Source organism: Hyphomonas sp. NPDC076881 (genome assembly GCF_050269995.1).
In the GTDB taxonomy this organism is placed as follows: Bacteria; Pseudomonadota; Alphaproteobacteria; order Caulobacterales; family Hyphomonadaceae; genus Hyphomonas.
On sequence record NZ_JBNNJJ010000014.1, the window covers coordinates 73,395 to 100,387 of the forward strand.

Genomic DNA, 26,993 nt, shown 5'->3' on the forward strand with positions numbered 1-26,993 from the left:
ATGACTCATGGCAAAGCGGGCCTGAAGTATTCCGTTACCATCGGGATTGGTTTCCTTCTGGACCTCGGAATCGCATTCACGGCCAGCAGGGGCTTCGGGCTACCGCTGGAGCTGGCAGCTGCCATCGGTTTTATTGCTGCACTTTGTGTCAATTACGTCCTGCTGGAACTCTGGGTTTTTCCGGCCCGGGGCCGGGCGTCGCTATCGGCAACGCGCCTGGTCGCCACGCTTGGCGCTGCAGCGATTGCACTAGGATCCCGGATTTTCATCATATTTGTTCTCGGCAAGATTCTGGGGGCCTCGGCGCTGGAGGATGCGATCCGGCTGGGTGCAGGCTTTGGTACATCATTTGTCGTGAATTACCTGCTGGCTCGCCTGATATTCAAAAGGCCTGAAGCATGATCCCGCCAACGGCAAAGGCGGGCAACCCGGACGAAACAACTTTCCGATGCAGGTGGGCTGGCACCCTTCCATTCTGGGCGTTGAAGGTTATTAAGGAGCGAAGACTGAAATTCGGTTTCCGTCTGGCATACTCCGTCGCGGTTTACCCTTGTTTTTGCGTTGGAAATCGACTGGTATGAGGGGATGGAAATGAGTTCGGGGTTCTTCGCTTCCATGGCCGGCATACAAAACAGGTTGATCCCGTTGAAACGTACCATGGGTTTCCGCAAACCAGATTCAAACTCCCTGGGGCTGATACTCTCACTCTCCAAAAGAGAAGTTCAGGCCAAATATCGCGGCTCTCTCCTGGGCGTCACCTGGTCCTTGCTGACGCCGCTCCTCATGCTGGGCGTCTACACTTTTGTATTCGGCGTCGTATTTCGCTCGCGCTGGGCGACATCTGATACCCACGCATCGCCAGCAGAATTCGCAGTGATCCTGTTTGTTGGCCTGATCCTGTACCAGATGATGGCAGACACCCTGATCCGCGCGCCCACCGTCATCATCAGCAACCCGAGCTATGTCAAAAAGGTCGTCTTCCCGCTGGACATCCTGATCCCTGTCGCGCTGACCACTTCCCTGGTGCATGCCGGGTTCAGTTTGCTGGTGCTGGCCCCCTTCCTGATGGCCGTGTTTGGCGGGATCCCCTGGACCGCCATCCTGTTGCCACTGATCGTGGCGCCGCTCTGCCTCGTGATCCTTGGCCTTGGATGGCTCCTGGCCTCTCTGGGCACCTATGTGCGGGACATCGGCCAGTTCATCGGTCCAGTGATGACTGCAATGTTGTTCATGGCCCCCATCTTTTTCCCGGTTACCGCCCTGCCCGAATGGTTGCAGCCCTGGATCGTGCTGAACCCGCTGACCCTGCCCGTGGAACAGGCGCGGGAAGTGTTGATCTTTGGAAACATGCCGGACTGGAAGGGTTTGGGCATCTACTATTGCGCCTCCCTTGCGATATGCCTGTTTGGGTTCGCCTGGTTCCGGAAAACAAGAAAGGGATTTGCAGATGTCCTCTGAGCCCCTGATTCGTCTGGACAATGTCTCCAAGCACTATCTCGTATATTCCCGGCCCGAAGACCGGCTGAAGCAGATGCTCCTGCCGCGGCTCTCCCGCGTGATCGGGGCGCCCTCAAAATCATACCACCGGATATTTCCGGCCGTCAGCAATGTTTCCCTGGAAGTGGGCCGCGGCGAGACGATCGGTATCGTCGGCCGCAATGGCTCGGGAAAATCGACGCTGCTGCAGATGATTTGCGGCACCTTGCAGCCGACCGGCGGCACCATAGAGGTGAACGGCCGCATCGCGGCGCTGCTGGAGTTGGGATCAGGCTTCAATCCAGAATTCACGGGCCGCGAGAACGTTTTCCTCAACGCGGCAATCCTGGGCCTCTCGGCTGCAGAAACCGAAGCGCGGTTCGACAAGATCGCAGCTTTTGCGGATATTGGCCCCTTCCTGGATCAGCCGGTGAAAACCTACTCGTCGGGCATGTATGTCCGTCTGGCTTTTGCCGTTGCGACCAGCATCGATCCTGACATCCTGATTGTTGATGAAGCCCTGTCGGTCGGCGACGAAGCGTTTCAGCGCAAATGCTTCAATCGCATCGAAACGATCAAGGAAAACGGCGGCACCATATTGTTCGTCAGCCATGGCGCGCAGACGATCGTGCAATTGTGTGACCGCGCCGTTCTGATCGACCGGGGCGAAAAGCTGCTGGAAGGCCATCCGAAAGTGGTCGTGAACCACTATCAGCGCATGATGAACCTCTCAGGCGCCGAGGCGGATGAGGCGCGCGCCGCGCTGAAATCCGTCGATGGCTGGGCCGTCCAGACGGCTGAAACCGAAGCTCCAGAAGCGGCCGCCGCGCGGCCGTCAGCGACGGACGGCATGCTGGCCGAAGCCTGGTACGATCCCAAACTCGTTTCGATGTCCCAGGTTGAATACACGCAGAAGGGTGCCCGTATTCTCGACGTTCATATCACGAACGCCGCAGGTGAGCGGGTGAACAATCTCGTCCTCAACGAGAAATACTTTTATCGCTATGATGTCGAATTTGATGCGCCCATGGCAAATGTGAACTTTGCCATGTTCGTCAAGACCATCAGCGGGATCGAAATTGCCGGCCAGCACGCCTTTGCGTATGATCAGCACATCTCCGTTGAGGCTGGCGACCGGTTCAGCATCGCGTTCCCGTTCGATTGCCCATTCCTTCCGGGCACGTATAGCTGCAATTGTGGTGTATTCACACGCAGCGGCAACGACCTGGATATTCGGCATCGAATTCTCGATGCCATCCTTTTCAGAGTCATGCCCACCGATGCCCGGTATAGCCGCCAGGGGATGGTTGATCTGTGCCCGAACAATGAACCCGTGAGCGTTGAAGTGAAAGCGCTTCGGAAGACAGCATGACTGCGGCTGAAAAGTCCGGCACCGAGAATTCCCGGCGCCAAATGTCCGGAATATGAAATTGGCCACCGCCTATTTTACCATCTGCGCACGGAACTATCTCGCCTTTGCCGCGACCCTCGCCGAGAGTCTGCGCGCGAAAGAGCCGAACGCGACTTTTTTTGTCTTCCTCGCCGACGATACTGAAGGCACCGAGGCTTTCCCGGAAACCATCATTCCGATGTCTGCGCTCGGCCTGCCTGAAATCGGCTCGATGCAGTTCCGCTACACCCTGCTTGAATTTGCCACGGCCATTAAGCCGGCGTGCCTGCTGCATCTGCTGCGAGGCCGGAATTTCACGCATGCGGTGTATCTCGATCCCGACATTCAGGTTTTTGCGCCATTCGGCGCTGTGCGCGAGGCGTTTGCAGCGGGCGCGTCCTGCGTGCTCACCCCCCACCTGCTTCAGCCGCTGGAAGACAATGGCACCCCCAGTGATCTCCACATTCTGGCAAGCGGCACATTCAATCTGGGCTTCTGCGCATTTGATGCAAGCATCGAGAGCCTGTCCTACCTCTCCTGGTGGCAGGATCGGCTGATTGATCAAGGTTATAACGCGCTGGAACAAGGCCTGTTCGTTGATCAGAAATGGATGGATTTTGCGCCGAGCTTTCTCTCCCGGCTGCATATTCTGAGAGATCCCGGCTACAATGTCGCCTACTGGAACCTTGCCCATCGCCCGGTCAAGCAGGCAGAAAACGGCACCTGGATGGCCGGTGAGGCAAAACTGATTTTCTTTCATTTCAGCGGCGTCGTGCCGGGCAACCCATCCGTTTTCTCGAAACATCAGGACAGGTTCACGGCAGAAAATGCCGGCGCTGCCTCAAGGCTGGTAACGGCCTATCTGGCCCGCGTATCGGAAAACGGCCACAATCACTGGTCTGGAATACCATACGCTTACGGAAAGTTCCTGGACGGATCACCTATTGCCCCAATGATGCGGCGCAGGCCGGACGCGGGCGCTCAGGGCTTTACGCAAAGCGATGCGAGCTGGTGGCACGCGCCCAGCGAGCGTGCCGATCAGGCGCCGGGTGTCATCATAACCCGCTTCATGCTTGCCTTGCATGAAAGCCGTCCGGATTTGCGTGCCGCGTTCCCCTTGTCCAGCGGGCGGGGCCGGGCCGCTTTCCACGCCTGGTTTCTGACGCATGGGTATACAGAATCCGGAGGTGGGGAGGCAGCGCTTGAAGGCGCGCTTGGCCGGTCACTGCGTGCCGGCGCCGCCCCGCCCCCAAAGATTCCCGCATGGCTCTCAAAGCTTTTGCCTTCCGCCCTTCGAACGCGGCTGAAAAGCGCTTTTGTACGGATGTTTCGCTAGGCGTAAACGCCCAGCAGGCGCACGAAAGTGGTCAGCATCGCCGTTGCCGGACTTTCAAGCTGCTCCCGAAGGAACAGGAGATTGCTTCCGGAGATCGGAGAAGGCACGTTTGTCGGCACTGGGATCGCCACATGATTGCGTGTTCCATCCTGCAGGGCATTTCCGGCCAGCACGGAACCATAATCGCCATTCGCCGACACGCCAAGAATCCCAGATCCGCCCACGGAAGAAATATATAACACCAGCATAAGGCCCTTTTGCGGGAAGACCGCGCCCAATTCGTTGGCAAGATAGGGGCTCACGTCCAGCGCCACCATGCCCAGCATATTGGCGCCGGTTCCGGCCGGATCGCCCAGTTGCAGAAGGTCGCCTGCGCCCCAGCTGGCAATATGGCTGGCGTCCGTCACACGCAGCTGTGTCGATGAGATATCCCGGTCTACCCAGGCCGCTTCTGCAGGCGACTTGCTGGTGTTCCACACACGCACGGCAACCTTGTCGCGCATGCTTTCGCTGAAAATCTCGGAGGCCTGCGCTGTGGAAAGGGTCAGAACTGTTCCGCCTGCCGCGCTGATGGCATAGCTCCGCGGCGTCGCGCTTCTGGCCGCATCCAGCCGCCAGATATCTTTCACAGGCCCGGGAATGTAGGAAGCCATGGACAGCCCTGTCGGGCCATGGCGCATGCCGGAGGGGAGCGTCACCTGCCCATCATCGCGCTTGATGCTGAGCGCCTGCGTCCACCCGGCGCCGTCGGCGCTGACTTTGATGCTCAGATCATCATTCCCCATCAGACCGATTTCCGCGCGGCCGGACCAGTCAGACTGCATCAAAAGGGAAAGCGTGCGGTCTGCGGTTTCCTTGTTGAGAGTGTAGCGCAGATTTCCATCGCCGCCTTCTTCGCCATACCGCGCGGTCCACAATGCTTTACTCAGCTTTGCGCTAAATGGGTTTTCGCTGTCTGCGACGGTGCCAATGCCCAGCTGGCTGATATTCTGAAGCGGCAGTGCTTCGCCCCATGCCGTTCCATCCCAGGCGATCAGCCGGGCTTCATCCAGCACAAAGGCAACCCAGCCGGGGCGCGCTTCATGGAACTGCCACAGGCCATCCGCCCACACCGCTATTTCGTCATCATGCCCGGCCCAGCTGCCCGAACCGCCAGGCCCAACAACCCAGCATGCGCCCTCGGAAGGCTCCGCGGGTGGCACGCTGAGCCCTCGCCCCTGGACGGAAAGCTGAACCAACACATCGAGCCTGCCGAGCGCGTCGTTCAGGGTAACGTGCTTCTGGCTCTGATTGGGCAGAAGGAAAGGCAGGCCGAGGCGTGAAGAATGGTCCATTGCAGACAGCTCCGTTGATCAAACTGCGCAACAGTTTAATCCCCCGGAAAGCCAGCCGGATTGCATCCGGCAAAACTGCCCTGAACACGGCAGGATGCCTGGGAAACGCCCGCGTTTACCCAGCACATTTTCCATGTTTCAGGCGACAGATCAGAACGGCGACACAAACTCCGCAAAGCTCTGTGCGGCGGCGTCCTTGGCCGAAAGAGTGGCTGTGGCTGGGTCAATGCCCCAATCAATGGCTAGGGAGGGATCGTTCCAGATCACTGCCCCGTCACACTCTTTGGAATAGTAGTTGTCGACCTTGTAGGCGATCTCCGTGTCGGGAACGAGCGTTGCAAACCCGTGGAGGAATCCGCGGGGAACGTAAATCTGCACGCCATTCTCCGCGGAGAGTTCTGCCTTTACCCATTTGCCGTAGGTCGGCGAGCCTTTGCGCACGTCCACGGCCACATCGACAATCGCTCCGCGCAAGCAGCGCACCAGCTTGGCCTGCGCAAAGGGGGGCGCCTGGAAATGCAGTCCGCGCACCGTCCCTGTCTGCGCCGAAAGGGAGTGGTTATCCTGCACGAAGTCAGCGTCGATGCCCGCAGCCTTGAACTTTTCCGCGTTGTAAGTTTCGCTGAAAAAGCCCCGGTCATCGCCAAATCTGGGCGGTGTTACGAGTTTGACATCCGGAATTGCGAGCGCTTCGATCTTGATCGACATAACCTCTTCCTGTGTAGCTGTTTGCCAACGCCCTACACGGCTTTCCTGGCCGATCCAAGATAAACGGTCAGACGGTTTCCCTGACGCGGCGTTGCGGTAGAGTGGGCTTGAGTGCAGCAGAATTAAAGGCAGTTTTGGTGAGTTTCACGTCCGTCCTGAAAGCTGCCATCCGCAAGCAGATTCTGCCACACCCGCCCCCCCAACTACGTTCGTCAGCATCCAGGGGGCCCCTCATGGTGGCCGGCATGTTCCGCACCATGAACGGCATCGGAAAGGCCGCGCAACTCTGTTACGAAGGTCTCATTGAAAGCGGCCTCTCCCCCATCGCGGTGGATACCAGTGGCTATCTCAATCAGGTTCAGCTTCCCGCCCCAGCCCCGCTTGGCTGCCTCATCCCCTCCACGCCCGGAACGCTCATTCTATTTGCCAATCCGCCGGAAGTGGAACGGTGTCTGATGGCGCTGGGGCTGCGCCGCTGGCACAGCTGGCGCATTATCGGGGCCTGGGCCTGGGAAACACCGCTCGCGCCGCCTGAATGGCAACGGCAAGCAGGCTTTGTTTCTGAAATTTGGGCGCCCAGCGCTTTTGTGGCAGCCGCCTTCAGCGCGGCCTATGACAAACCTGTCAAAACCGTTCCCCATGCCGTAAGGGCTCAGCCTGCGGCGCCGGGCGGCGCGCCCATTCCCGAAACGGCCCCCCCGCCGCAGGACGCCCCCCTCCATATTCTCACCATCGGGGATGCCCGCTCCTCGCTTGAACGGAAAAACCCTCTGGCGGCTCTGGCCATGTTCCAGCAGGCATTTGCTGGCAACAGCCATGTACGCCTCACCCTGAAATGCCGCAGTCTTTCGCTTTATCCCGCCTATACGGCTAGGCTGATGGCCGCTATCGGCGGTGATCCGCGCGTCACACTCCTGGATGAGACCTTGAGTGAGGCTGCACTTGCAACTCTCCTGGCTTCGGCAGACATCCTCCTCGCCCCGCACCGGTCGGAAGGCTTTGGCCTGCATCTGGCTGAAGCGATGGCGGCAGGCAAATGCGTCGCGGCCACAGGCTGGTCGGGCAATCTGGAATTCATGACGGACGCCAACTCCGCCCTGCTGCCCTTCCGCCTGATTCCGGTAGCCGATGAAACAGGCGTGTATGCCCCCCAGCCGGGCGCCGTCTGGGCAGATCCCGACATCGCCGCCGGCGCCGAAATTCTCGCATGCCTGGCCGCAGATCCTGCCCGCAGGAAACAACTGGGCGAGGCAGCCAGGCAATCCATTCCGGGTCAGTTGCCAGGGTCTGCCTACGCCCGCGCGCTCACTGACGCCTGATCCTGCAGGTCTTCTTCCGCGAGGCCCGGCTGCCATCAAGCCGGGGAAGCCTTGCACGCCGCGGCCGCTCATGTTACCGGCAGCATAACATATAAAGGATCGTTGATATGGCCGCAAAAGCCCTCCCGAAGGACTATTTCGTCAAGGACATCTCCCTCGCCGAGTTCGGCAACAAGGAGATCGCCATCGCTGAAACGGAAATGCCGGGTCTGATGGCTGCGCGCGAAGAGTTCGGCCCCAGCCAGCCGCTGAAAGGCGCGCGCATCGCCGGTTCGCTGCACATGACGATCCAGACCGCCGTGCTGATCCAGACGCTGGAAGCCCTCGGCGCGGATGTCCAATGGGTCTCCTGCAACATCTATTCGACGCAGGACCACGCCGCCGCCGCCATCGCCGCAAACGGCACCCCCGTCTGGGCCTACAAGGGCGAGACGCTCGAAGAATACTGGGACTACACCGACCGCCTCTTCCACTGGCATGACGGCGGCGCGCCCAACCTGATCCTCGACGATGGCGGCGACGCCACGCTCTACCTCGTCCTCGGCGAAAAGGCCGAAGCCGATCCGTCGGTGCTGAAAAACCCGCAATCGGAAGAAGAGAAAATCCTCTTCGCCCAGATCCGCAAGCGCATCGCCGCCAGCCCCGGCTGGTTCGGCAAGACCAAGGCCGGCATCAAGGGCGTCTCGGAAGAGACCACCACGGGCGTCAACCGCCTCTACCAGATGGAAAAGCGCGGCGAGCTGCCCTTCCCCGCAATCAACGTCAACGACTCGGTCACCAAGTCGAAATTCGACAACAAGTATGGCTGCAAGGAATCCCTCGTCGATGCGATCCGTCGCGGTACGGACGTTATGATGGCTGGCAAGCGCGCCTTCGTCGCCGGTTATGGCGATGTCGGCAAGGGCTCGGCCGCCTCGCTCTCCGGCTCCGGTGCGCGCGTCGCTGTCTCCGAAATCGACCCGATCTGCGCCCTGCAGGCGGCGATGGATGGCTATGAAGTCACCACGATGGAAGAAGCCGCTTCGCAATTCGACATCTTCGTCACCGCCACCGGCAACAAGGACATCATCAAGGTCGACCACATGCGCGCCATGAAAGACATGGCGATCGTCTGCAATATCGGCCACTTCGACAATGAAATTCAGGTCGATGGCCTGAAGAATTTTCAGTGGACGAACATCAAGCCGCAGGTGGACATGATCACCTTCCCGGATGGCAAGCGCATCATCCTTCTCTCCGAAGGCCGCCTTGTGAACCTCGGCAACGCCACCGGCCACCCCTCTTTCGTCATGTCGGCTTCCTTCACCAACCAGACGCTGGCCCAGATCGAACTCTGGACCAAGGGCGGCGAGTACGCCAACAAGGTCTACACCCTGCCCAAGCATCTGGACGAGAAGGTCGCCCGCCTCCACCTCGCCAAGCTCGGCGTCAAGCTGACCGATCTTTCGGGCGAGCAGGCTGCCTATATCGGCGTGGAAACCACCGGCCCGTTCAAGCCGGAACATTACCGCTACTGATACGGCACATCTGGGGACATACGTGTCGCAAACTTTCATCCTTACTCTGAGCTGTCCGGACAGGGTTGGCCTCGTGGCCAGCCTTGCCCGGCTGATGGAAGAGCATGGTTGCTTCATCGTCACCTCGCGCACCTTCGGCGATGCGTTGACGAACCGCTTCTTCGCCCGGCTGGTGTTCACCCCGCCGGGCAATGGCCGCACGCTGGATGCGGTGAAGGCCGCGATGGCGCCGCTGGCAGCCGAGATTGAGGCGGACTGGCAGATCCGCTCGTCGGATGAAAAGCTGCGCACGCTGCTGCTGGTATCGAAGTCAGACCATTGCGCCAACACGCTGCTTTATGCCGCCCGGCGCAATGAGCTGCCCATCGAGATTACCGGCATCGTCTCCAATCACGACACGCTGAAATCCACCTTTGCGCATTGGGGCCTGCCCTGGTTTCATGTGCCGGTCACAGCGCCCACCAAGGCGCAGGCCGAGGCGCGCCTGTATGACATCATCGAGGAAACCGGTTCGGAGCTTGTCGTCCTTGCACGGTACATGCAGGTTCTGAGTGAGGATGCCTGCCGCCGCCTTGAGGGCCGGGTCATCAACATCCACCATTCCTTCCTGCCCGGCTTCAAGGGCGCCCAGCCCTACCACCAGGCCCATGCCCGCGGCGTGAAAGTCATCGGCGCCACAGCCCATTATGTCACCGCAGACCTGGATGAAGGCCCGATCATCACCCAGGCCACCGAAACCATCGACCACACCTTCACCCCTGAAGACATGGTCGAAACCGGCCGCCACATCGAGGGCATCGCCCTCCTGCGCGCGGTCAAGGCCCATGCCGAACACCGCATCTTCCTCAATTCCGGCCGCACGGTCGTTTTCGCCCGATAAATATCAGTTCCCGATAGGAGCCCCAGAATGCCCCTGAAATCTCACGAGTTTACCAGCGAAAGCGTCGCCGAGGGCCATCCCGACAAGGTTGCCGACCAGATTTCCGACGCAGTGGTCGATCTGTTCCTCTCCAAGGACCCGACCGCGAAAGTCGCCGTGGAAACCCTCTGCACCACCAACCGCGTGGTGCTCGCCGGCGAAGTGCGCACGAATAACGGCGCCGTCGTCACGCCTGAGGAAATGAACGCTGCCGCCCGCGCCGTCGTGAAGAAGATCGGTTATGAGCAGGAAGGATTTCACTGGCAGAACATGGCCGTGGAAAACTACGTTCACGGACAATCTGCCGAGATCGCCCAGGGCGTCGAGGAAGGCCAGGGCCTGTTCAAGGAAGAAGGCGCCGGCGACCAGGGCATCATGTTCGGCTATGCATCGGATGAGACACCGGAGCTGATGCCCGCCACCCTCGTCTATTCCCACCAGATCCTGCAAAAGCTCGCGGCCCTGCGCCATTCGGGCAAGAACCCGCAGCTGGAGCCCGACGCAAAAAGCCAGGTGACCCTGCAATATCAGGGCTCGCGCCCGATTGGCGTCAACGCCGTCGTCGTCTCCCACCAGCACAAGGCCGGCGTCAGCCAGGAGGAGCTGCGCGAGATTATCCGCCCGGTTATCAAGGAAGTCCTGCCCGAGGGCTGGTTCCCGCCGGAAGACAAGTTCTACGTGAACCCGACCGGCAGCTTCGTGATCGGCGGCCCCGATGGCGATACCGGCCTCACCGGCCGCAAGATTATCGTGGACACCTATGGCGGCGCAGCGCCCCATGGCGGCGGCGCCTTCTCCGGCAAAGATCCGTCCAAGGTGGACCGCTCGGCCGCTTACGCCACGCGCTATCTCGCCAAGAACATCGTTGCGGCCGGCCTCGCCAGCCGCTGCACCATCCAGGTCTCCTACGCCATCGGCGTTGCCCAGCCGCTGTCGATCTATGTCGACACGCACGGCACCGGCAATGCGGATGAAGCCCGCATCGCCAAGGCCCTGCGCGAGCTGTTCGATCTCTCCCCCAAGGGCATCCGCACGCATCTCAAGCTTGCAAGCCCGATCTATGCGCCAACCGCCGCCTACGGCCATTTCGGCCGCGTTCCGGGCACGGACGGCACCTTCACCTGGGAAAAGACCGACATTGCCAGCGAACTGAAACGCCTCGCCAACTAAAGAGATTGGGGGATAGGCCACGGCCCTATCCCCCACCCTCCCGGAATTTTCGCCAGCAAATATCCCGGACCCAGAATCCCCCCGCGCCATCCCAGCCAAAGCGGCGCAGCCGCTGCAGAGCCGGGACCTTCTCTCCGCTCTTGCGCCAGCCGCCAGAAGCTCCCGGATCACCGCTGCGCGCTGTCCAGAATGACACCTCCTGCGCCGCTCCTTATCCGCCCGGCTTCCCCGCGCCCCCATCCTCAGCGCCATGGACATCACCGCGCCCCGCCCGGAACTCTGGACCCGCATTGCCGCCCTGCTCGGCGCGCTGCGGGCCCTGCTGCGTCAGGCGGTGCCGGAACACTTCGCCAGCATCGCCGCCGAGGCCCGCCTCCAGCTCATGACCGCCACGGCGCTCGTCCGCCGCTATATCCATGCGCTCGCCGGCGAAATTACCCTGCCCGAGCCGCGCCCCGTTGGCGTTTCTCGCAAGCCCTCCAACGAAACTCCAGGAAAAATCCAACGCCGCCGCGAGGCCCTCTTCTGCCTCATCGAGGAGACACGCCCCGCCCGCCACGCCGCAAAATCAGACGGGGCCGACACCCCCTTCGTGCAATGGGCCTTGATGATGGAGGCTGCCCGGCGCCTTGCGCTGGTTCTGAACCATCCGGAAAAACACGCCCTGCGTCTCGCCCGCATGCTCCGCAGGCGGAAAGGCCGTGTCCTGAAGGATCTGCCCGTCCCCGGCCACATCCTCCGCCGCCTGCCGCCCTGGATCGACGCGCTGCTCTGCCGCCTCGATGAGGCCGCGCGGCCAGAGGCCTGGGCCGGGATCACCGCCCAGGGCCCGCCCGTTCTCTGCGGGTGACGCGGGCCTGCGCCTCCCCCGCTGATGCCGGGGGAGGATAGGGGCGCTGGCGTTTTTCAGAAAGGCTCCGGAACAGCCGGCCGTCAGCTCAGCCGTTAAACCCCAGCACCGCGTCAATCACCCGGTCCTGATCTTCCGTCCCCAGATAAGGATGCATCGGCAGGGCCAGCACGTACCGGCTCGCCTCTTCCGTCACGGGCAGGCTACCCGCCGGCGGGGCATAGGCGGCCGCAAAGTCCTGCTGGTGGATCGGCACGGGATAATAGACCATGCTGGGAATGCCGCTCGCGGTCAGATGTGCCTGCAGGCCGTCGCGGTTCTCATGCTCAATCACATATTGCGCCCACACGCTCTGCCCCCCCGCGATAATATGGGGCACACGGCGCACCTTACCCGTCAGGGCCTGCGTATAGCGCTGGGCAACCGCTTCGCGCTTCTCGATCTCGTCGGCAAAAATCTTCAGCTTCTCCAGCAGCACCGCCGCCTGGATCGTATCAAGGCGCGAATTCATGCCCACGCGCAGCGAAAGGTATTTCGGGTCGTGGTGGAAATTGCGCTGGGCCGCATCTGTCGGCGTCACCTTGCCATAGACGCGGAGCGATTCGACAAGCTCAGCCAGCTGACTGTCATTGGTGATGATCGCGCCGCCATCTCCGTAACAGCCGAGCGGCTTGGCCGGGAAGAAGCTGGTTGTGGCAATGTCGGCCCAGTCGGACGGGTGCTTGCCATTCAGCGTGCAGCCATAGCCCTGCGCAGTGTCAGCGATGAGCTTCAGCCCCTCGCGCTCGCAGATGGCTTTGATGGCCGGATAATCCGCAGGCTGCCCAAACAGATCGACCGCGATCACGACTTTCGGCGTCAGCTTGCCCTCGGCCTTCACGCGCGCAATCTGCGCCTCAAGGCTTGCCGGGTCCATATTGTAGGTGTCCGCATGGATATCCACAAAGACCGGCGTTGCCCCCACCCAGGGCACAACCTGCGCGGTGGCAACGAAGGTAAAGCTCGGGCAGAATACGGCGTCGCCCGCCTGAACGCCCCACGCCATCAGCGGCAGAACCAGCGCGTCCGTCCCATTGGCACAGGAAACCGAATGCCTGGCGCCGCACCAGGCAGCCAGTTGCTTCTCAACCTCGCCCACTTCCGGGCCAAGAACATAACGGCCGCTCTCGATCACGCGCTGCACGGCCGTGTTGATCTCGGTCTCGATGCGGCGGCGCTGGGCCTGAAGGTCGATGAACTGCATGGGTTCTGGTTCCTGATCTGGTGCCCGCATGGGCTATGCGCGCTGTTTGGCGCGGCGCGCGCCAGCTTTCCAGTCACAGTTGGTTTCAGCCTGTGTCAGGAAAACTCCACGCGCTCCTGCGAGAAATAGAACAGCGAGCGCGTCTCGTCATCAATCGTGGACGCATCGACATGCAACAGCTTGCGCATGGCGTTCTTGCGATCCTTGAGGGCGTGGTCGAAATCGCCCTCGATCAGCTTGTCGACCCCAAGGCGCGACATCGCATCGCGTACTTCCATATAGAGCGTCAGCGAGCCGCCGAGAAACATCGATTCATAGGCAATCTTGCTGGCGATCTTGTCATGGATATCGGCATAACCAAACTGGCGCTCCATCACGGACTGGCGCTTGGTAATGAAGTCGATCTCCTGCCGGTAGTCGGGATGGCGCAGATAGATGGATTTCAACCGGATCATCTCCCCGTCAATCGTCTCCTTCACCTCCTCGGGCAAAGCATCGGAAAGAATGATGACGATATCCACATCCGATCCCTTCACCATCTCTCCGGAAGCAGCATGTTCGCGCGGCTCGTTATGGGCGAGGAAATAAGTCAGGTCTCCGGCAATGAATGCGCAGAGCTGGCTGCGGATCTCGCGCGTAAGCTTGAGGAAGACCGCCTTCATGGCCGCCTGGGCCAGCGCAATCTTCTCGCGGCTGATCTCGCGGTGGGTATTGGAGAGAGATCCCTGCCGCTCGATCATCTGCTCGCGCTGGCCGGGCAGTCCGAACAGGGTGAAGGAAAGGAAATCGCGCAGGATCGAGGGGCTGAGCCGGACCTGATCCTCCCGCGTGATGTCATAGCGCAGATAGTAGCTGGCAAAGTGGGAGATCAGAAACGACTGGCTCCGGAAGCAGGCCTGCCACAATGCCAGCACCGGAATATCCGGCATGGCAAAGGCAAGCTCCTTGCCCAACTGCGGGCCGCGCTCACCGATCTGCCCAACAATGCGGGCTTCAACTTCAGCCAGATCCACTCCGGGCACGTCTCATTCTCCCTTGCCGGCCGATGCCATCATCCGGCGTCTGTTGTTTGTCTGGCCCAGTCTTTCCGGTGCCAGGCAAGGGCAGACTGGATGATCGAGTCAATATCAGAACGGCGCGCCTTCCAACCGAGAATTTCAGCTGCGCGATCCGGCGCCGCGACCAGGCGCGGCGGATCTCCCGCCCGGCGCGGTCCGATTTTGCGCGGTAAGGTCTGCCCGGTGGCCTTCTCTACCGCCGCAACGATTTCGGCAACACTGGTGCCGCGCCCGGTGCCCAGATTGAACACATTGCTGGAGGCGCCCGCCCGCAGCGCGTTCAGCGCCAGCAGATGTGCCTCCGCCAGGTCTTCCACATGGATATAGTCGCGTATCGCAGTGCCGTCGGGCGTGTCGAAATCATCCCCAAAGATACTGAACGCATAATCCGGATCATATGCGCCCTTCAGCGCAAGCGGAATAAGGTGGGTCTCCGGCACATGCCGTTCGCCCGTCAGCGCGTCACGATCGGCGCCGGCAGCATTGAAATAGCGCAGGCAGGCGGAGCGGATTCCATGCGCCCGGTCACTGTCGGCCAGCATGTGCTCAACCATCAGCTTGGACATTCCATAGGGATTGATCGGGTTAAAGGGATGATCCTCAGCCAGATATTCCGTCTGCGCACGGCCAAATATCGCGCAGGTCGAAGAGAAGATGATGTTGCGCACATCATGCCGGCGCATGACCTCCAGAAGGTTCAGCGTCGTGACCGTGTTGTTGCGATAATATTTTTCCGGCTCGTGAACAGACTCGCCCACAAGCGTCGAGCCGGCAAAATGAGCAACCGCATCAGGCTTTACCTTCCGGAAGGCCGCCTCGATGTCCGCCGGTTCATTCAGGTCACCCTCGATCAGCCCGCCCCAGCGAACCAGGTCACGCCAACCGGTGGCAAAATTGTCGAAAACCGTAACTTCCCACCCAGCCTCGGCAAACGCGCGGCAACAATGACTGCCGACATATCCGGCGCCGCCTGTGACAAGAACCTTACCCTGCATATGCAATCGCCCACTCGAACTCGGCCCGGCATAGCGCCGGCCCATCCGAGCCATTCTATATCGGCGACGGTTAACAGGCCCCTTGCAAGCGACAGAATACGCTGCCGAAAAGCCCTGCAGCCCTGCCCGTTATTCCACCGTCACCGATTTGGCGAGGTTGCGCGGCTGGTCAACATCGGTGCCGCGCGTCAGGGCAACATAGTAGGCGAGCAGCTGCAGCGGAACGGCCGAAAGGATGGGCAGCGAAATCTCGTCGCCTTCCGGCAGCTCGATCACATGATCGGCCCGCTTGCCCGCTGCCTTGATGCCGGCTGCGTCGGAGATGAGGATCACTTCGGCCCCGCGCGCGCGCACTTCCTCGACATTCGAGATCGTCTTCTCGAACAACTCGTCTTTGGGCGCCACGACGATCACCGGCAGGCCCTTTTCGATCAGCGCAATGGGGCCATGTTTCAGTTCGCCAGCAGCATAGCCTTCAGCGTGGATGTAGGAAACTTCCTTCAGCTTCAGCGCGCCCTCAAGTGCCAGCGGGTAATACCGGCCGCGCCCGAGGAAAAGGATGTCGCGCTTCCCGGCGATATGTTTGGCGATCTCCTTCACCTGGTCGGCACATTCGAGCGCTTCGGTTACCTTGCGCGGCAGAGCCAGCAGACTACGGACAAATTTGACCTCATCACCCGGCAGCAGATGCCCGCGCGCCTTGGCCGCCGAGAGCGCCAGAATGGCGAGTACGGACAATTGCGCCGTGAAGGCCTTGGTCGAGGCAACGCCGATCTCCGGCCCGGCATGGGTTGGCACGATGGAGGCAGCTTCCCTCGCAATCGAGCTTTCCGGAACGTTGACGACCGCAATCGCCGGCGTGCGGTTTTCGCGGCAATACCGCAGCGCGGCCAGCGTATCGGCCGTCTCGCCCGACTGGCTGACGAAGATCGACAATCCTTTGGCCGGCAGAACCGGGCGGCGATAGCGGAACTCCGAGGCAATGTCCGGCTCGAAGGCGAGGCGGGCAATCTGCTCGAACCAGTATTTGGCGGTAAAGGCCGAATAATAAGCCGTGCCGCAGGCAATGGCGACGGCGCGGTCGGCATCGGCAAACAGCGACCGGGCGGCCTCCGGAATGCTGATCGTCTGATCAGCCTGATTGATATAGGGCATGATCGACCGGGCGAGGGATTCCGACTGCTCGTGGATTTCCTTGAGCATGAAGTGATCGTACTCGCCCCGCTCGATCAGCGCGTCATTGACCGCAGAGGTAACGCGCGGACGGTTCACCCGCTCGCCGCGGACATTGCGGATATCGAAGGCATTGCGGCGCAGCACCACCCAGTCGCCTTCCTCCAGATAGGTAACGTCGCGCGTCAGCGGCGCCAGCGCGATGGCATCAGAGCCGAGATACATCTCGTCCTCGCCATAGCCGAGCACCAGCGGCGAGCCCTTGCGGGCGCCGATCACGAGCTCGGGGTCGTTGGCAAAGATCGCGGCAATGGCGAAGGCACCCTCGAAATGCTTCAGTGCCTCTTCAAAGGCGGCCACCGGGTCTTGGCCTTCGGCCATGTAGGCATCGATGAGTTGGGCGATCACTTCGCTGTCGGTTTCCGACTCAAACTTGCGGCCCCGTTTTTCGAGGTCTTCGCGCAGCTCGCGGTAATTCTCGATGATGCCATTATGAACGATGGCAACCGCCCCGGACTGGTGGGGGTGGGCATTGGTCTCATTTGGCGCGCCATGGGTTGCCCAGCGGGTGTGGGCAATGCCGGTGACGCCCTTGAGCGGGTTCTCGTTCAGGCGTTCCTGAAGGTTAACAATCTTGCCCTTGGCCCGGCGCCGCTCGACCTCACCTGCAGCGGCCACGGCGATGCCGGCGCTGTCATATCCTCGATATTCCAGTCGCTTCAGGCCATCAACCAGGCGGCCTGCTACTTCATCCTTGCCTGCAATTGCGACGATACCACACATGATCGGTGCTCCGGTGCTCTGATCCCGCCCTGCAAAAGCTTTGCCATGGGCTTGATCGTTTCCATAAACCCCGGGAGTCGGGCTGCACAATGACGATTTATGTGCATTTGTGACACCGATTGCGGCGGATTCGGGTCTGGCGCTGCGCCTGCTTTCGTTTAGCTTTACTGAAGGGTCAATGCGGAGCGGTCACAGAGCCTTCCTTCTCCCCATAAGGCCCGCTACGGAACGCGCAGAGTGCCAGAACAGGACCAGTAGCCTTGCCCACCCTGACCCATCTTGACCGGCTCGAAGCGGAAAGCCTCCACATCCTGCGGGAGGTCGCGGCCGAGTGCGAAAAGCCCGTGATGCTCTATTCCATCGGCAAGGATTCGGCCGTGATGCTGCATCTGGCGATGAAGGCATTCTATCCGGCAAAGCCCCCTTTCCCGCTTCTGCATGTCGATACCGGCTGGAAGTTCCGCGAGATGATCGAATTTCGCGACCGCAAGGTGAAGGAGCTGGGCCTGGAGCTGCTCGTCCATATGAATGAAGACGGGGTGAAGGAAGGCGTCGGCCCCTTCAGCCATGGCTCGGCCTATCATACCGATGTGATGAAGACCGCCGCGCTGAAACAGGCGCTCGACAAATATGGCTTCGATGCGGCCTTTGGCGGCGCCCGGCGTGACGAGGAAAAGTCCCGCGCCAAGGAACGTATCATCTCCTTCCGCTCTGCCGGCCACCGCTGGGACCCGAAACGTCAGCGCCCGGAGATCTGGAACCTCTACAATACCCGGATGCACAAGGGCGAAAGCCTGCGCGCTTTTCCGCTGTCAAACTGGACCGAGCTCGACATCTGGCAGTACATCCGCCGGGAGAAGATCGAGCTGGTGCCACTTTATCTCGCCGCGCCCCGCCCGGTGGTCACCTGGAACGACACGCTGATCATGGTGGATGATGACCGGGTGCCGGCGGATATTGCGGCCAGGGCAGAAGTCAAATCCGTCCGCTTCCGGACGCTTGGCTGCTATCCGCTGACCGGCGCTGTGGAAAGCACGGCAGCGACGCTCGACGATGTGATCCAGGAAATCCTTCTCACCACCACCTCCGAACGCCAGGGGCGTGCCATCGACAAGGATCAGTCCGCCTCGATGGAGAAGAAGAAGCAGGAAGGCTATTTCTGATGCGCCTCCACGACGATCTCATCGCCTCCGACATCGGCGCCTATCTGGAGGCGCATGAGAACAAGTCCCTGCTCCGCTTCATCACCTGCGGATCGGTGGACGATGGCAAATCCACCCTGATCGGGCGGCTGCTCTACGATTCGAAGATGATCTTCGAGGACCAGCTTGCCGCGCTGGAAAACGATTCCAAAAAAGTTGGCACCCAGGGCGACAGCATCGACTTTGCCCTCCTGGTCGATGGCCTTGCCGCCGAGCGCGAACAGGGCATCACGATCGACGTGGCCTACCGTTTCTTCGCCACCCAGAAACGCAAGTTCATCGTGGCCGACACGCCCGGCCATGAACAGTATACGCGCAATATGGCGACGGGCGCCTCAACCGCCGACGCCGCCATCCTGATGATCGACGCGCGCAAGGGCGTGCTGACCCAGACCCGGCGGCACAGCTTCATTGCCAGCCTGCTCGGCATCCGTCACCTGGTGCTGGCCGTGAACAAGATGGACCTGGTTGGCTTCAATCAGGACATCTTCGACGACATCGTGGCCGATTACATGGCCTTTGCCGAGGGTCTTCCCGGAAAGGTCAGTATCCAGCCTATCCCGCTTTCGGCGCTGACCGGAACGAACATGACCGAGCGCTCGCCCGAGACGCCGTGGTATGATGGGCCAAGCCTGATCGAATATCTCGAAAGCGTCGAGATCGAGGACGAACGCGCCGCCCGGCCTTTCCGCCTTCCGGTTCAATGGGTGAGCCGCCCCAACCTCGATTTCCGCGGGTTTGCCGGCCAGATTGCCAGCGGCAGCGTCAAGCCGGGGGATAAGGTGCGCTCGCTTCCCTCCGGCCGCGAAACCACCATCACCCGCATCGTCACCGCAGGCGGCGATCTGGCCGAGGCGGTCTCCGGCCAGTCGGTCACGCTGACCTTCGCGGACGAGATCGATACCTCGCGCGGCGACATGATCGTCTCCGCCGATCAGCCTACGGAGGTTTCCGACCAGTTCCAGGTCCATCTGCTCTGGATGAACGAGCAGCCCCTGCTGCCGGGCCGGCGCTACATCCTGAAGACCGGCGCCAAGACGGTGACCGCCACCGTCAACGCGCCCAAGCATGGCATCGACGTCAACACGCTGGCGGAAACCTCCGCACGCACGGCGGAGCTGAACCAGATTGTCGTCACGACCCTGTCATTGGACCAGCCGATCCCGTTTGATCCTTACAAGGACAACCGCGAAACCGGCGGCTTCATCCTGATCGACCGCCAGTCGAACGACACCGTGGCCCTCGGCCTGATCGACTTTGCTCTGCGCCGCGCCTCCAACATTCACTGGCAGGCGCTTGACATCAGCCGCGACGCGCTGGCCGAGCAGAAGGGACAGCGCCCGGCCGTGCTGTGGTTCACCGGCCTTTCGGGATCGGGCAAATCGACCATCGCCAATGCGTTGCAGAAGCGCCTCTTCGCCTATGGCCGCCACACTTTCATTCTGGACGGCGACAATGTCCGCCATGGTCTCAACCGCGATCTTGGCTTCACCGATGCTGACCGGGTGGAGAATATCCGCCGCGTCGCCAATGTGGCCCGGCTGATGTCGGACGCCGGCCTCATCACGCTCGTCTCCTTCATCTCCCCCTTCCGGGCCGAACGCCAGTTGGCGCGCAGCCTGATGCCGGAGGGCGAATTCATCGAGATCCATGTCGATACGCCGCTGGAGATCGCCGAAAGCCGCGATGTCAAAGGCCTCTACAAGAAGGCGCGGGCGGGCGAGATCCGCAATTTCACCGGTATCGACAGCCCATATGAGCCGCCCTTGAACCCGGAAATCCGCATCAGCACCGCAGACTACTCTGCCGACGAAGCAGCCGAGGAGATTTTCGTTCACCTCCAGAAAAAGGGCTTCCTCAGCATCTGGGAAGGCCCCGGAAGCGGCATCTGAGGCCAAGTTTAACCTCAAAACGGCCCATAGATTGCATATCTCGCGCTGATGGGCATTGTCCGCGCATTGGTAGACACTGTTGCGAGTGAAGCATGAGTATTCATCCCGTGATCATGTGCGGCGGCGCGGGCACGCGCCTTTGGCCCGCATCTGACAAGGCCCGCCCGAAACAGTTTCACAGACTCGTTTCTGACAAGTCCGTGTTTCAGGAAACGGTTCTCCGTTTCCGGGCGCCGGACTCCGCGCAAGCCTTTGCCGCGCCGATCATCATCAGCAACGCCGCCTATGCCGGCCTGATCGAGGAACAGTTGGCCGAAATCGGTGTGGATCCCTCCGCCATCCTGCTGGAGCCGATGGGCAAGAATACCGCCGCTGTCGCCGCCATGGCCGCGCGGCTGATTGCCGACCGTTTCCCCGGCGGGCTGGGTCTGCTGGTGCCGTCCGATCACTATATCGGCCGCCCCTCAACCTTCACTGACGCCATCCGCGAGGCGGCCGCCACCGCCCGCAATGGCTACATCACCACCTTCGGCATTGCCGCCAGCCGTCCGGAAACCGGCTTCGGATATATTCAGGCCGGCGCGCCGCTCTCCGGCGCGGTTTCGCGCGTTGCCGCCTTCAAGGAAAAGCCCGACCTCGCCACCGCCGCCGGCTATCTGGCCAGCGGCCAGTATAGCTGGAACGCTGGCCTTTTCCTGTTCGATGCGGGGACGCTTCTGGCCGAACTGGAAGCGTTTGCGCCAGATATTCTGGAAGCGTCTTCACAGGCGCTGAGCGCTGCCCGCACCGAAGGCGCGCGGTTCTTTCTGGACCCGGACATTTTCGCCACCCTCCGCAGCACATCCATCGACTATGCAATCATGGAGCAGACCCAGCGCGCCGCCGTCTATGCCCCGCTCGACTGTGCCTGGAGCGATATCGGCACCTGGGCCATGATCGGCGACGTTTCAGACCGGACAAACTCGCCGGAGCCGGTCAGCATCTCAGCGGGCGAATGCATCGTTCATGCTGCAGAAGGAATACTGGTGGCCCTAGTGGGCGTCGAAGATCTGGTCGTGGTGGCTGATGGCAAGCGCGTCCTCGTCGCCTCGAAGAACAGCGCGCAGGATGTCGGCAAGGTTGTGCAGGCCCTGAAGGATCGCGGGCTGGACAGCTATCTCTGACCGGCCCGTACGCCGCTACTCGTTGCGGCGTTTGTAACGCGGCGGGCCATCCGGGCCGACCTTACCGGCATAGGGGTTCTTGCCCTGGCGCACGAACAGGCGGATCGGCACGCCGTGCATGTCGAACGCCTCGCGGATACCGTTCACGAGATAACGCTTGTAACCCTCCGGCATCTGATCACCGCGCGAGGCGATCAGCACGAAGGTTGGCGGACGCGCCTTCATCTGGGCCATGTAGCGCGGCTTGATCCGCTTGCCCTGCACGCTCGGCGGCGGATGGTGCTCCACCGTATGACGCAGCCAGCGATTGAGGTCGCCGGTCTTCGCCCGCGCCGTCCAGTCCTTGTAGACCTTCACCACCGCCGGCATCAGCTTCTCGGTATTACGCCCGGTGAGGCCAGAGAGGAACACCACGGGCGCGCCGCCCGCATTTGGCATCAGGCGGTTTGCCATGTCGCGGATATGGCGCGCGGCCGCGTCCGTATCCTGAACAGTATCCCATTTGGAGATGACGAGCACGAGCCCCCGGCCTTCGCGCAGGGCGAGGTCGGCGATCTGCAGATCCTGCTTCTCCATCGCCTCATGCGCGTCCATCACCAGCGCGACAATGTCGGCATATTTCAGGGAACGGATGGTCTCGGCGGTAGACATCCGCTCCAGCCGTTCCTGAACCTTGGACTTGCGGCGCAGGCCTGCCGTATCCACAAGACGGATCTGGCGGCCTTCCCATTCCCAGTCGATGGTAATGGAATCGCGCGTGATCCCCGCTTCCGGCCCCGTCAGCAGACGGTCAGATTGCAGCAGCTGATTGATCAGGGTCGACTTGCCGGCATTGGGCCGCCCGACGATGGCCAGACGGATCGGCCGGTCTGCCTGCACCGGCGCGGCCGGCGTGTCCACATCGGCTGCCTCGATGGCGGCGACCAGCTCCTCATCCGACATCGTCGTATCTTCAATGTCGATATGGGCAAGCTTGTCGAGAATGTCGTCACCGCCGCCGCCGGCATAGTCAGGCTCGGCCTCTTCCAGCGCACGCTCGAAGGCCTCTTCGCCCAGGGCGTTGCGGATGGCGTCGTAAAGCTCGGCCATCCCTTCGCCATGCTCGGCCGAAAGCCCCACGGGTTCGCCAAAGCCCAAGCTGAACGCATCGAACACACCGGCTTCCCCGGCGCGGCCTTCGGCCTTGTTGGCCGCCAGCACGACCGGCAGGTTTGCCTTGCGCAGAAGGGCGGCGAAGGTTTCGTCCTCCGGCGTCACCCCGACGCGGGCATCGACCAGGAACAGCACCAGATCAGCCTCCGCAATGGCCGCTTCGGTCTGGGCGCGCATCCGCGCTTCCAGGCTGTCATCCTTCACATTCTCGAAACCGGCGGTGTCGATCAGCGACAAAGGCAGCGAGGCAAGGCGGCCTTCGGCCATCTTGCGGTCCCGGGTCACGCCGGGCTGGTCATCCACAAGCGCGATCTTCTTTCCAACCAGACGGTTGAAAAGGGTCGATTTACCGACGTTTGGCCGGCCGACAATGGCGAGCTTCAATGGCAAGGCAGACGCCCTCCGCAGCGGCTATGAGCCGGAGGATCGCCCCGGCCCGAATTATCTGATGGCGATCAGGCGTGCCTTATCCGTCAGGATGTAAAGCTTACCCTGAGCCGCGATGGGCTCAAGATACACCGTATCGCCAAGTTTCAGCGAAGCGGTCTGCTGCCCCGTCTGCGTGGAGAAAGCAAGCAGTTCCCCCTCTGAAGAGGCCACCAGAACCCGGTCAGAGGCGATAATCGGGGAAGAATAGCTGATCCGGTTCTTCTTTTTCTTCTCATTCTTGAACTGCGGCAGCTCCGTCACCCAGAAAGCATCGCCATTCTGGGCGTCGAGGCAGGCGAGTTCGCCATTGATGCCAACAACGAACAGGTAGCGGCCAGCCAGAGCGGGCGCGCGGGTGGACCCGACGGTCTTGCCCCAGACGCGAGTGCCGGTCCGGCCATCAATGGCCACCGTGGCGCCCGACTGGTTGGAGGCGAAGACGAGGCCCGCCCCGAGGACCGGACGGGAGCCGATATCATTGATCTCGGAAATCGGCGTGAAACCGCCCGCCTGCTGGATCGCATCGGTCCACAGGCGGCGGCCATTGGAGGCCAGATAGGCAATGATCTCGCCGGAGGAGAAAGGCGCAATCACGAATTCTTCGACCGCCGCCACGCTCGGGCTGCCGAGCACGCGGGCGGTTTCGGAGATAGCCTGATCGCTCCACAGCGTCTGGCCGGTGGCCAGATCGAGGGCGAAGATCTCGTTATTGTTGGAATTGATGAACACGCGGCCATCGGCAATCGTGGGCGAGCCCGTCATCGGCACGCCGAGCGGGCGCTTCCATTTTTCGTCGCCATTCGCCGCGTTCAGGGCAGCGACATAGCCGTAGCCACTGGCGACCACCAGCGTATCGCCGGAAACCGCCAGGCCGCCGCCGACGGCGGCCTTGTCACGGCGCGAGAGGCCTTTCAGCCGTTCGGACCACACCGAGCCACCATCCGACAGGCGCATGGCGCGCACGGTCTGCTGGGAATCGAGCACATAGATGAGCTTGCCATCGGTGACCGGGGCAGAGGTTAGGGCGGAGCGCTTGTTCGAGCCCTTACCGGCTGAGCGGCGCCAATCGATCTTCAGATCCTGCGCGGCCTGAATATGGCCGGTAACCTTGGCCGGATTGCCGCCCGCTTCGGGCCAGGCATCAACCGTTATGGCCGGCGGCAGGTCGATTGCCACGCCGGCAAGGCCGGGCTCGGGCGTTACCTGCTCATCATCCAGCACCATCGCCAGGCGGCCGGCTCTTTCTTCAGCGGTCTGCTCCGCCTTCTTGTTGTTACCAAAGCTCGGCAGGCTGTTGCAGCTCGACAGGGCGAGCGCGGCCGCCAGCGTCGTGCTGGCAAGAATGGTGCGGGCAAACTTCATTGGCCGGTCTCCTGCGGCTCAGCCGGCGCCGCCTCGGCGGGCGCGGCCTCTGTTGCGTCTTCAGTTCCGGTCTGCACCGGGATTGCCGCCAGGGCGATCTCTGCGCGCCGGACCAGCCCCTGCGGCGCGTAAGCGTCGAGGCGCAGGCGGTTATATTCGGTACGGGCACGGGCAAAATCGCCCGCTTCATAGGCCTTGGCGGCCACCAGTTCCCGCGCCAGCGCGCCGACGGTGCTGTCATCGGTCACGAGGCTGCCGAGAGTGGTCTCAAGGTCTGCCAGGCTCAGCTCGTCTGCCTTGAAGTAGGCCGACTTCAGCAGGGCAAGGCGCTCATACGGGCCGCCTTCGACACCGCCGACAGAGGCGAGCAGCTCGGCTGCGCCTGCCGCGTCGCCGCCGCCTTCATACTTGGTCTGGGCAAGGAAGTGGGCCGCCAGCGGGGCAAGCTTGGCGTCTTCGTTCATGATCTTGGTGAAGGCTTCCTCAGCCTCGGCATAGCGGGCGTCTTCCAGCGCGCGGATGCCGTTTTCCAGCGCCAGGGCGCGGGCTTCGCGGCGCGCTTCGGCCTGCGGGGCCAGCACAAACTCGTTGACGGCGACGCCGATGATCAGAGCCGCCACCCCGCCATACACGAACGGCCGCCATCTTTTCCAAAGGGTTCCCAGCTTTTCCTGGCGAATGCCTTCGTCAACTTCAGTGAAAATGTCGCTCACGCAGGGGCTCCGGCGGGATTGTTGGGGGACTCGGGCGCGAACCTAGACGGCCCAAGGCGGGCCTGCAACGGATCAGCGCTGTTAAGACCCCTGTTTTCGCAGGCTGTAGGTTTCAGCCGTGCCCGGGAAGCGCCGGGCGCGCACATCTGCTGCATATTCTGCGGCGGCCGCGTCGATCGCCGCCCGCAGATCGGCGTAGCGGCGGACGAATTTCGGCGTCCAGTCGAACAGGCCGAGCATGTCCTGCGTCACCAGAACCTGCCCGTCACAGGCCGCCGACGCGCCGATCCCGATGGTGGGGCAGCTGACTTCGGCCGAGATTTCAGCGGCCAGGTCTTCGGCGACCCCTTCGATGACGATGCAGAAGGCGCCGGCGTCCGCCGCGGCGCGGGCCTCGGCGATGACCCGGTCGCGTTCGCCATCGGTGCGGCCCTTGGCGCGGAAGCCGCCATCGACATTGATCGCCTGCGGGCGCAGGCCGATATGACCCATCACCGGAATGCCGCGCTCAACGAGGTGGGCAATCTGGCCGGCGGCATAGGCGCCGCTTTCTATCTTGATGGCCTGGCAGCCGGTTTCCTTCATGATCCGCACGGCGTTCAGGAAGGCCTGATCGGCGTTCGTCTCATATGAGCCAAAGGGCATATCGACCACGACCATGGCGCTTTGCGAGCCGCGCATGACCGCCTGGCCATGCAGGATCATCATCTCCATCGTGACGCCGACCGTGGAAGGCAGGCCGTGGACCACCATACCGAGGCTGTCGCCCACCAGAAGGATGTCGCAATGGGGATCGAGGATCGCGGCGGTCGGGGCGTCATAGGCCGTCAACATGACAAGCGGCGTCGCGCCCTTGGCGGCGGCGATGTCCTTGACGGTCTTGCGGGTCGTCTGGGTCTGTTTTGACATGGCCCTGCGATTACCCGGTCAGAACCGGACGGGCAAGCAATGCCTTTGCCCGGCCGGTTACTGTGGCAGGGCAGGCATACCGAAGAGGATCGGGTGGAGCCAGAGCAGGATCGCCACATACGCCCCTGCCCCGATGACCACGGCGCCGACATCGCCGATGGCGGAGACCGGCGCGTCCGGGCCGGGGCCGATATCACCGCGCTTCTTCACGGCAATCCGGTCAATCACCCCATAGGCGAGGAAGCTGCCGAAGAGGAGGACCGAATTGATCTCGCCATTGGCCAGCAGATGGCCCAGCGCCCAGATTTTCACCGCAGCCAGCATCGGATGCTTGACCGCCTTCTTGATGCGGCCCGTGGGCAGGTAGGCGGCGGCGAGCAGGATCATCGCCGGCAGCATCAGGGCAAGGTTGAGATGGGCAAGGCCGGTGGGCGGGGTGTAGAGGATGGGCGCGGGCCGGGCGGCGCCGAAGCCCCAGATCATCAGGCCAAGACCGACCGCCGAGACCAGGCTGTAGAGGCCCATATAAGGGCCGTATCCGAGCTTTGCCTTCAGATCCTTCCCCGGCGCGCGGCTGCGGAAGGCGCTGAACAGGTGCGCTCCGAAAAAGATGATGATCCCCAGAATGAGATAGGTCATGACGGTGCCTCCCAGCGTTTGGCGCACGGTAAACCGATTGGAGAATGGCGGGAAGCGGCGCGTTTGCGGCAGCGCGGAGGGCCGGAACGCGCGGGAGCGCGGCCGGTTTTGGGGAAAGACTGAGAGAAGGTCCCGGATAATCGCTTGCGCGATTTCCGGGAGGACGCGGATTTTTAGCTAGGAGGTGTCGAGGGTGGCATTTGCCGCTCCCCCCTCCGCCCCTGCGGGGCACCTCCCCCGCGCGCGGGGGAGGAGATCCCC

The 26,993-nt window shown here is 62.0% G+C and carries 23 protein-coding genes; 12 read left to right on the plus strand and 11 right to left on the minus strand.

Annotated elements, in window-relative coordinates:
- From ACQKI2_RS15165 to ACQKI2_RS15180, 4 genes are all read left to right on the plus strand, one after another.
- Window positions 1-402 carry a GtrA family protein gene (locus ACQKI2_RS15165; protein ID WP_427380441.1) on the plus strand — a complete coding sequence of 134 codons (402 nt, stop codon included), beginning with the start codon at window positions 1-3 and terminating at the stop codon, window positions 400-402.
- A gap of 159 nt (window positions 403-561) precedes the next feature.
- On the plus strand, window positions 562-1,458 hold the full coding sequence (locus tag ACQKI2_RS15170) for an ABC transporter permease (RefSeq protein WP_427380442.1): 897 nt from the start codon (window positions 562-564) through the stop codon (window positions 1,456-1,458).
- The gene (locus ACQKI2_RS15175; RefSeq protein WP_427380443.1) at window positions 1,448-2,848 is read left to right on the plus strand and encodes an ABC transporter ATP-binding protein; all 1,401 of its coding nucleotides are present in this window, start codon (window positions 1,448-1,450) and stop codon (window positions 2,846-2,848) included. The genes ACQKI2_RS15170 and ACQKI2_RS15175 overlap by 11 nt, the downstream gene beginning before the upstream one ends.
- Before the next feature lie 52 nt (window positions 2,849-2,900).
- Window positions 2,901-4,202, plus strand: a complete 1,302-nt coding sequence (locus tag ACQKI2_RS15180; protein WP_427380444.1) for a hypothetical protein — start codon at window positions 2,901-2,903, stop codon at window positions 4,200-4,202.
- Here ACQKI2_RS15180 and ACQKI2_RS15185 read toward each other — a convergent pair.
- Both ACQKI2_RS15185 and rfbC read right to left on the minus strand, forming a co-directional pair.
- Window positions 4,199-5,536 carry a DUF2793 domain-containing protein gene (locus ACQKI2_RS15185; protein WP_427380445.1) on the minus strand — a complete coding sequence of 446 codons (1,338 nt, stop codon included), beginning with the start codon at window positions 5,534-5,536 and terminating at the stop codon, window positions 4,199-4,201. The genes ACQKI2_RS15180 and ACQKI2_RS15185 overlap by 4 nt on opposite strands.
- A gap of 150 nt (window positions 5,537-5,686) precedes the next feature.
- On the minus strand, window positions 5,687-6,238 hold the full coding sequence (rfbC, locus tag ACQKI2_RS15190; protein WP_427380465.1) for a dTDP-4-dehydrorhamnose 3,5-epimerase: 552 nt from the start codon (window positions 6,236-6,238) through the stop codon (window positions 5,687-5,689).
- Between the two features lie 239 nt (window positions 6,239-6,477).
- On the opposite strand from rfbC, the gene ACQKI2_RS15195 reads away from it, so the two are divergent.
- From ACQKI2_RS15195 to ACQKI2_RS15215, 5 genes are all read left to right on the plus strand, one after another.
- Window positions 6,478-7,563, plus strand: a complete 1,086-nt coding sequence (locus ACQKI2_RS15195; RefSeq protein WP_427380446.1) for a glycosyltransferase — start codon at window positions 6,478-6,480, stop codon at window positions 7,561-7,563.
- 107 nt (window positions 7,564-7,670) lie between these two features.
- Window positions 7,671-9,080, plus strand: coding sequence for an adenosylhomocysteinase (gene ahcY / locus ACQKI2_RS15200; protein WP_427380447.1), 1,410 nt, complete (start codon window positions 7,671-7,673; stop codon window positions 9,078-9,080).
- A gap of 22 nt (window positions 9,081-9,102) precedes the next feature.
- Window positions 9,103-9,960 carry a formyltetrahydrofolate deformylase gene (gene purU / locus ACQKI2_RS15205; protein ID WP_427380448.1) on the plus strand — a complete coding sequence of 286 codons (858 nt, stop codon included), beginning with the start codon at window positions 9,103-9,105 and terminating at the stop codon, window positions 9,958-9,960.
- A gap of 27 nt (window positions 9,961-9,987) precedes the next feature.
- Entirely contained in the window at window positions 9,988-11,169 is a 1,182-nt protein-coding gene (gene metK / locus ACQKI2_RS15210; protein ID WP_427380449.1) for a methionine adenosyltransferase, read from the plus strand.
- A 250-nt stretch (window positions 11,170-11,419) separates the two neighbouring features.
- Window positions 11,420-12,019: a hypothetical protein gene (locus ACQKI2_RS15215; protein WP_427380450.1), complete on the plus strand. Its 600-nt coding sequence runs from the start codon at window positions 11,420-11,422 to the stop codon at window positions 12,017-12,019.
- An 88-nt stretch (window positions 12,020-12,107) separates the two neighbouring features.
- On the opposite strand, the gene ACQKI2_RS15220 is transcribed toward ACQKI2_RS15215, so the two are convergent.
- The 4 genes from ACQKI2_RS15220 to glmS all read right to left on the minus strand — a co-directional run bounded on the left by ACQKI2_RS15220 (window position 12,108) and on the right by glmS (window position 17,271).
- Window positions 12,108-13,262 (minus strand): DegT/DnrJ/EryC1/StrS family aminotransferase, encoded by a 1,155-nt coding sequence (locus tag ACQKI2_RS15220; RefSeq protein ID WP_427380451.1) that lies wholly within the window; start codon window positions 13,260-13,262, stop codon window positions 12,108-12,110.
- 95 nt (window positions 13,263-13,357) lie between these two features.
- The gene (locus ACQKI2_RS15225) at window positions 13,358-14,284 is read right to left on the minus strand and encodes a hypothetical protein (RefSeq protein ID WP_427380452.1); all 927 of its coding nucleotides are present in this window, start codon (window positions 14,282-14,284) and stop codon (window positions 13,358-13,360) included.
- Between the two features lie 29 nt (window positions 14,285-14,313).
- Window positions 14,314-15,315, minus strand: a complete 1,002-nt coding sequence (galE, locus tag ACQKI2_RS15230) for a UDP-glucose 4-epimerase GalE (RefSeq protein ID WP_427380453.1) — start codon at window positions 15,313-15,315, stop codon at window positions 14,314-14,316.
- A gap of 129 nt (window positions 15,316-15,444) precedes the next feature.
- Window positions 15,445-17,271, minus strand: coding sequence for a glutamine--fructose-6-phosphate transaminase (isomerizing) (glmS, locus tag ACQKI2_RS15235; RefSeq protein WP_427380454.1), 1,827 nt, complete (start codon window positions 17,269-17,271; stop codon window positions 15,445-15,447).
- A gap of 260 nt (window positions 17,272-17,531) precedes the next feature.
- Here glmS and cysD point away from each other — a divergent pair, with 260 nt between their 5' ends.
- The 3 genes from cysD to ACQKI2_RS15250 all read left to right on the plus strand — a co-directional run bounded on the left by cysD (window position 17,532) and on the right by ACQKI2_RS15250 (window position 21,528).
- Window positions 17,532-18,434: a sulfate adenylyltransferase subunit CysD gene (cysD, locus tag ACQKI2_RS15240; protein WP_427380455.1), complete on the plus strand. Its 903-nt coding sequence runs from the start codon at window positions 17,532-17,534 to the stop codon at window positions 18,432-18,434.
- A complete protein-coding gene (gene cysN / locus ACQKI2_RS15245) occupies window positions 18,434-20,365 on the plus strand; it encodes a sulfate adenylyltransferase subunit CysN (protein ID WP_427380456.1) in 1,932 nt (643 codons plus the stop codon). Before cysD ends, cysN begins: the two co-directional genes overlap by 1 nt.
- 92 nt (window positions 20,366-20,457) lie before the next feature.
- Window positions 20,458-21,528: a mannose-1-phosphate guanylyltransferase gene (locus ACQKI2_RS15250; protein ID WP_427380457.1), complete on the plus strand. Its 1,071-nt coding sequence runs from the start codon at window positions 20,458-20,460 to the stop codon at window positions 21,526-21,528.
- Window positions 21,529-21,543: 15 nt separating this feature from the next.
- Here the strand turns inward: ACQKI2_RS15250 and der are convergent, their stop codons facing one another.
- From der to ACQKI2_RS15275, 5 genes are all read right to left on the minus strand, one after another.
- Window positions 21,544-23,070: a ribosome biogenesis GTPase Der gene (gene der, locus ACQKI2_RS15255; RefSeq protein ID WP_427380458.1), complete on the minus strand. Its 1,527-nt coding sequence runs from the start codon at window positions 23,068-23,070 to the stop codon at window positions 21,544-21,546.
- Between the two features lie 51 nt (window positions 23,071-23,121).
- Window positions 23,122-24,471 (minus strand): PQQ-binding-like beta-propeller repeat protein, encoded by a 1,350-nt coding sequence (locus ACQKI2_RS15260; RefSeq protein ID WP_427380459.1) that lies wholly within the window; start codon window positions 24,469-24,471, stop codon window positions 23,122-23,124.
- A complete protein-coding gene (locus ACQKI2_RS15265; protein ID WP_427380460.1) occupies window positions 24,468-25,184 on the minus strand; it encodes a tetratricopeptide repeat protein in 717 nt (238 codons plus the stop codon). The genes ACQKI2_RS15260 and ACQKI2_RS15265 overlap by 4 nt, the downstream gene beginning before the upstream one ends.
- Before the next feature lie 81 nt (window positions 25,185-25,265).
- Window positions 25,266-26,093, minus strand: a complete 828-nt coding sequence (gene panB, locus ACQKI2_RS15270; protein WP_427380461.1) for a 3-methyl-2-oxobutanoate hydroxymethyltransferase — start codon at window positions 26,091-26,093, stop codon at window positions 25,266-25,268.
- A gap of 57 nt (window positions 26,094-26,150) precedes the next feature.
- Window positions 26,151-26,732 (minus strand): NnrU family protein, encoded by a 582-nt coding sequence (locus tag ACQKI2_RS15275; protein ID WP_427380462.1) that lies wholly within the window; start codon window positions 26,730-26,732, stop codon window positions 26,151-26,153.
- Between the last annotated feature and the right edge of the window lie 261 nt (window positions 26,733-26,993).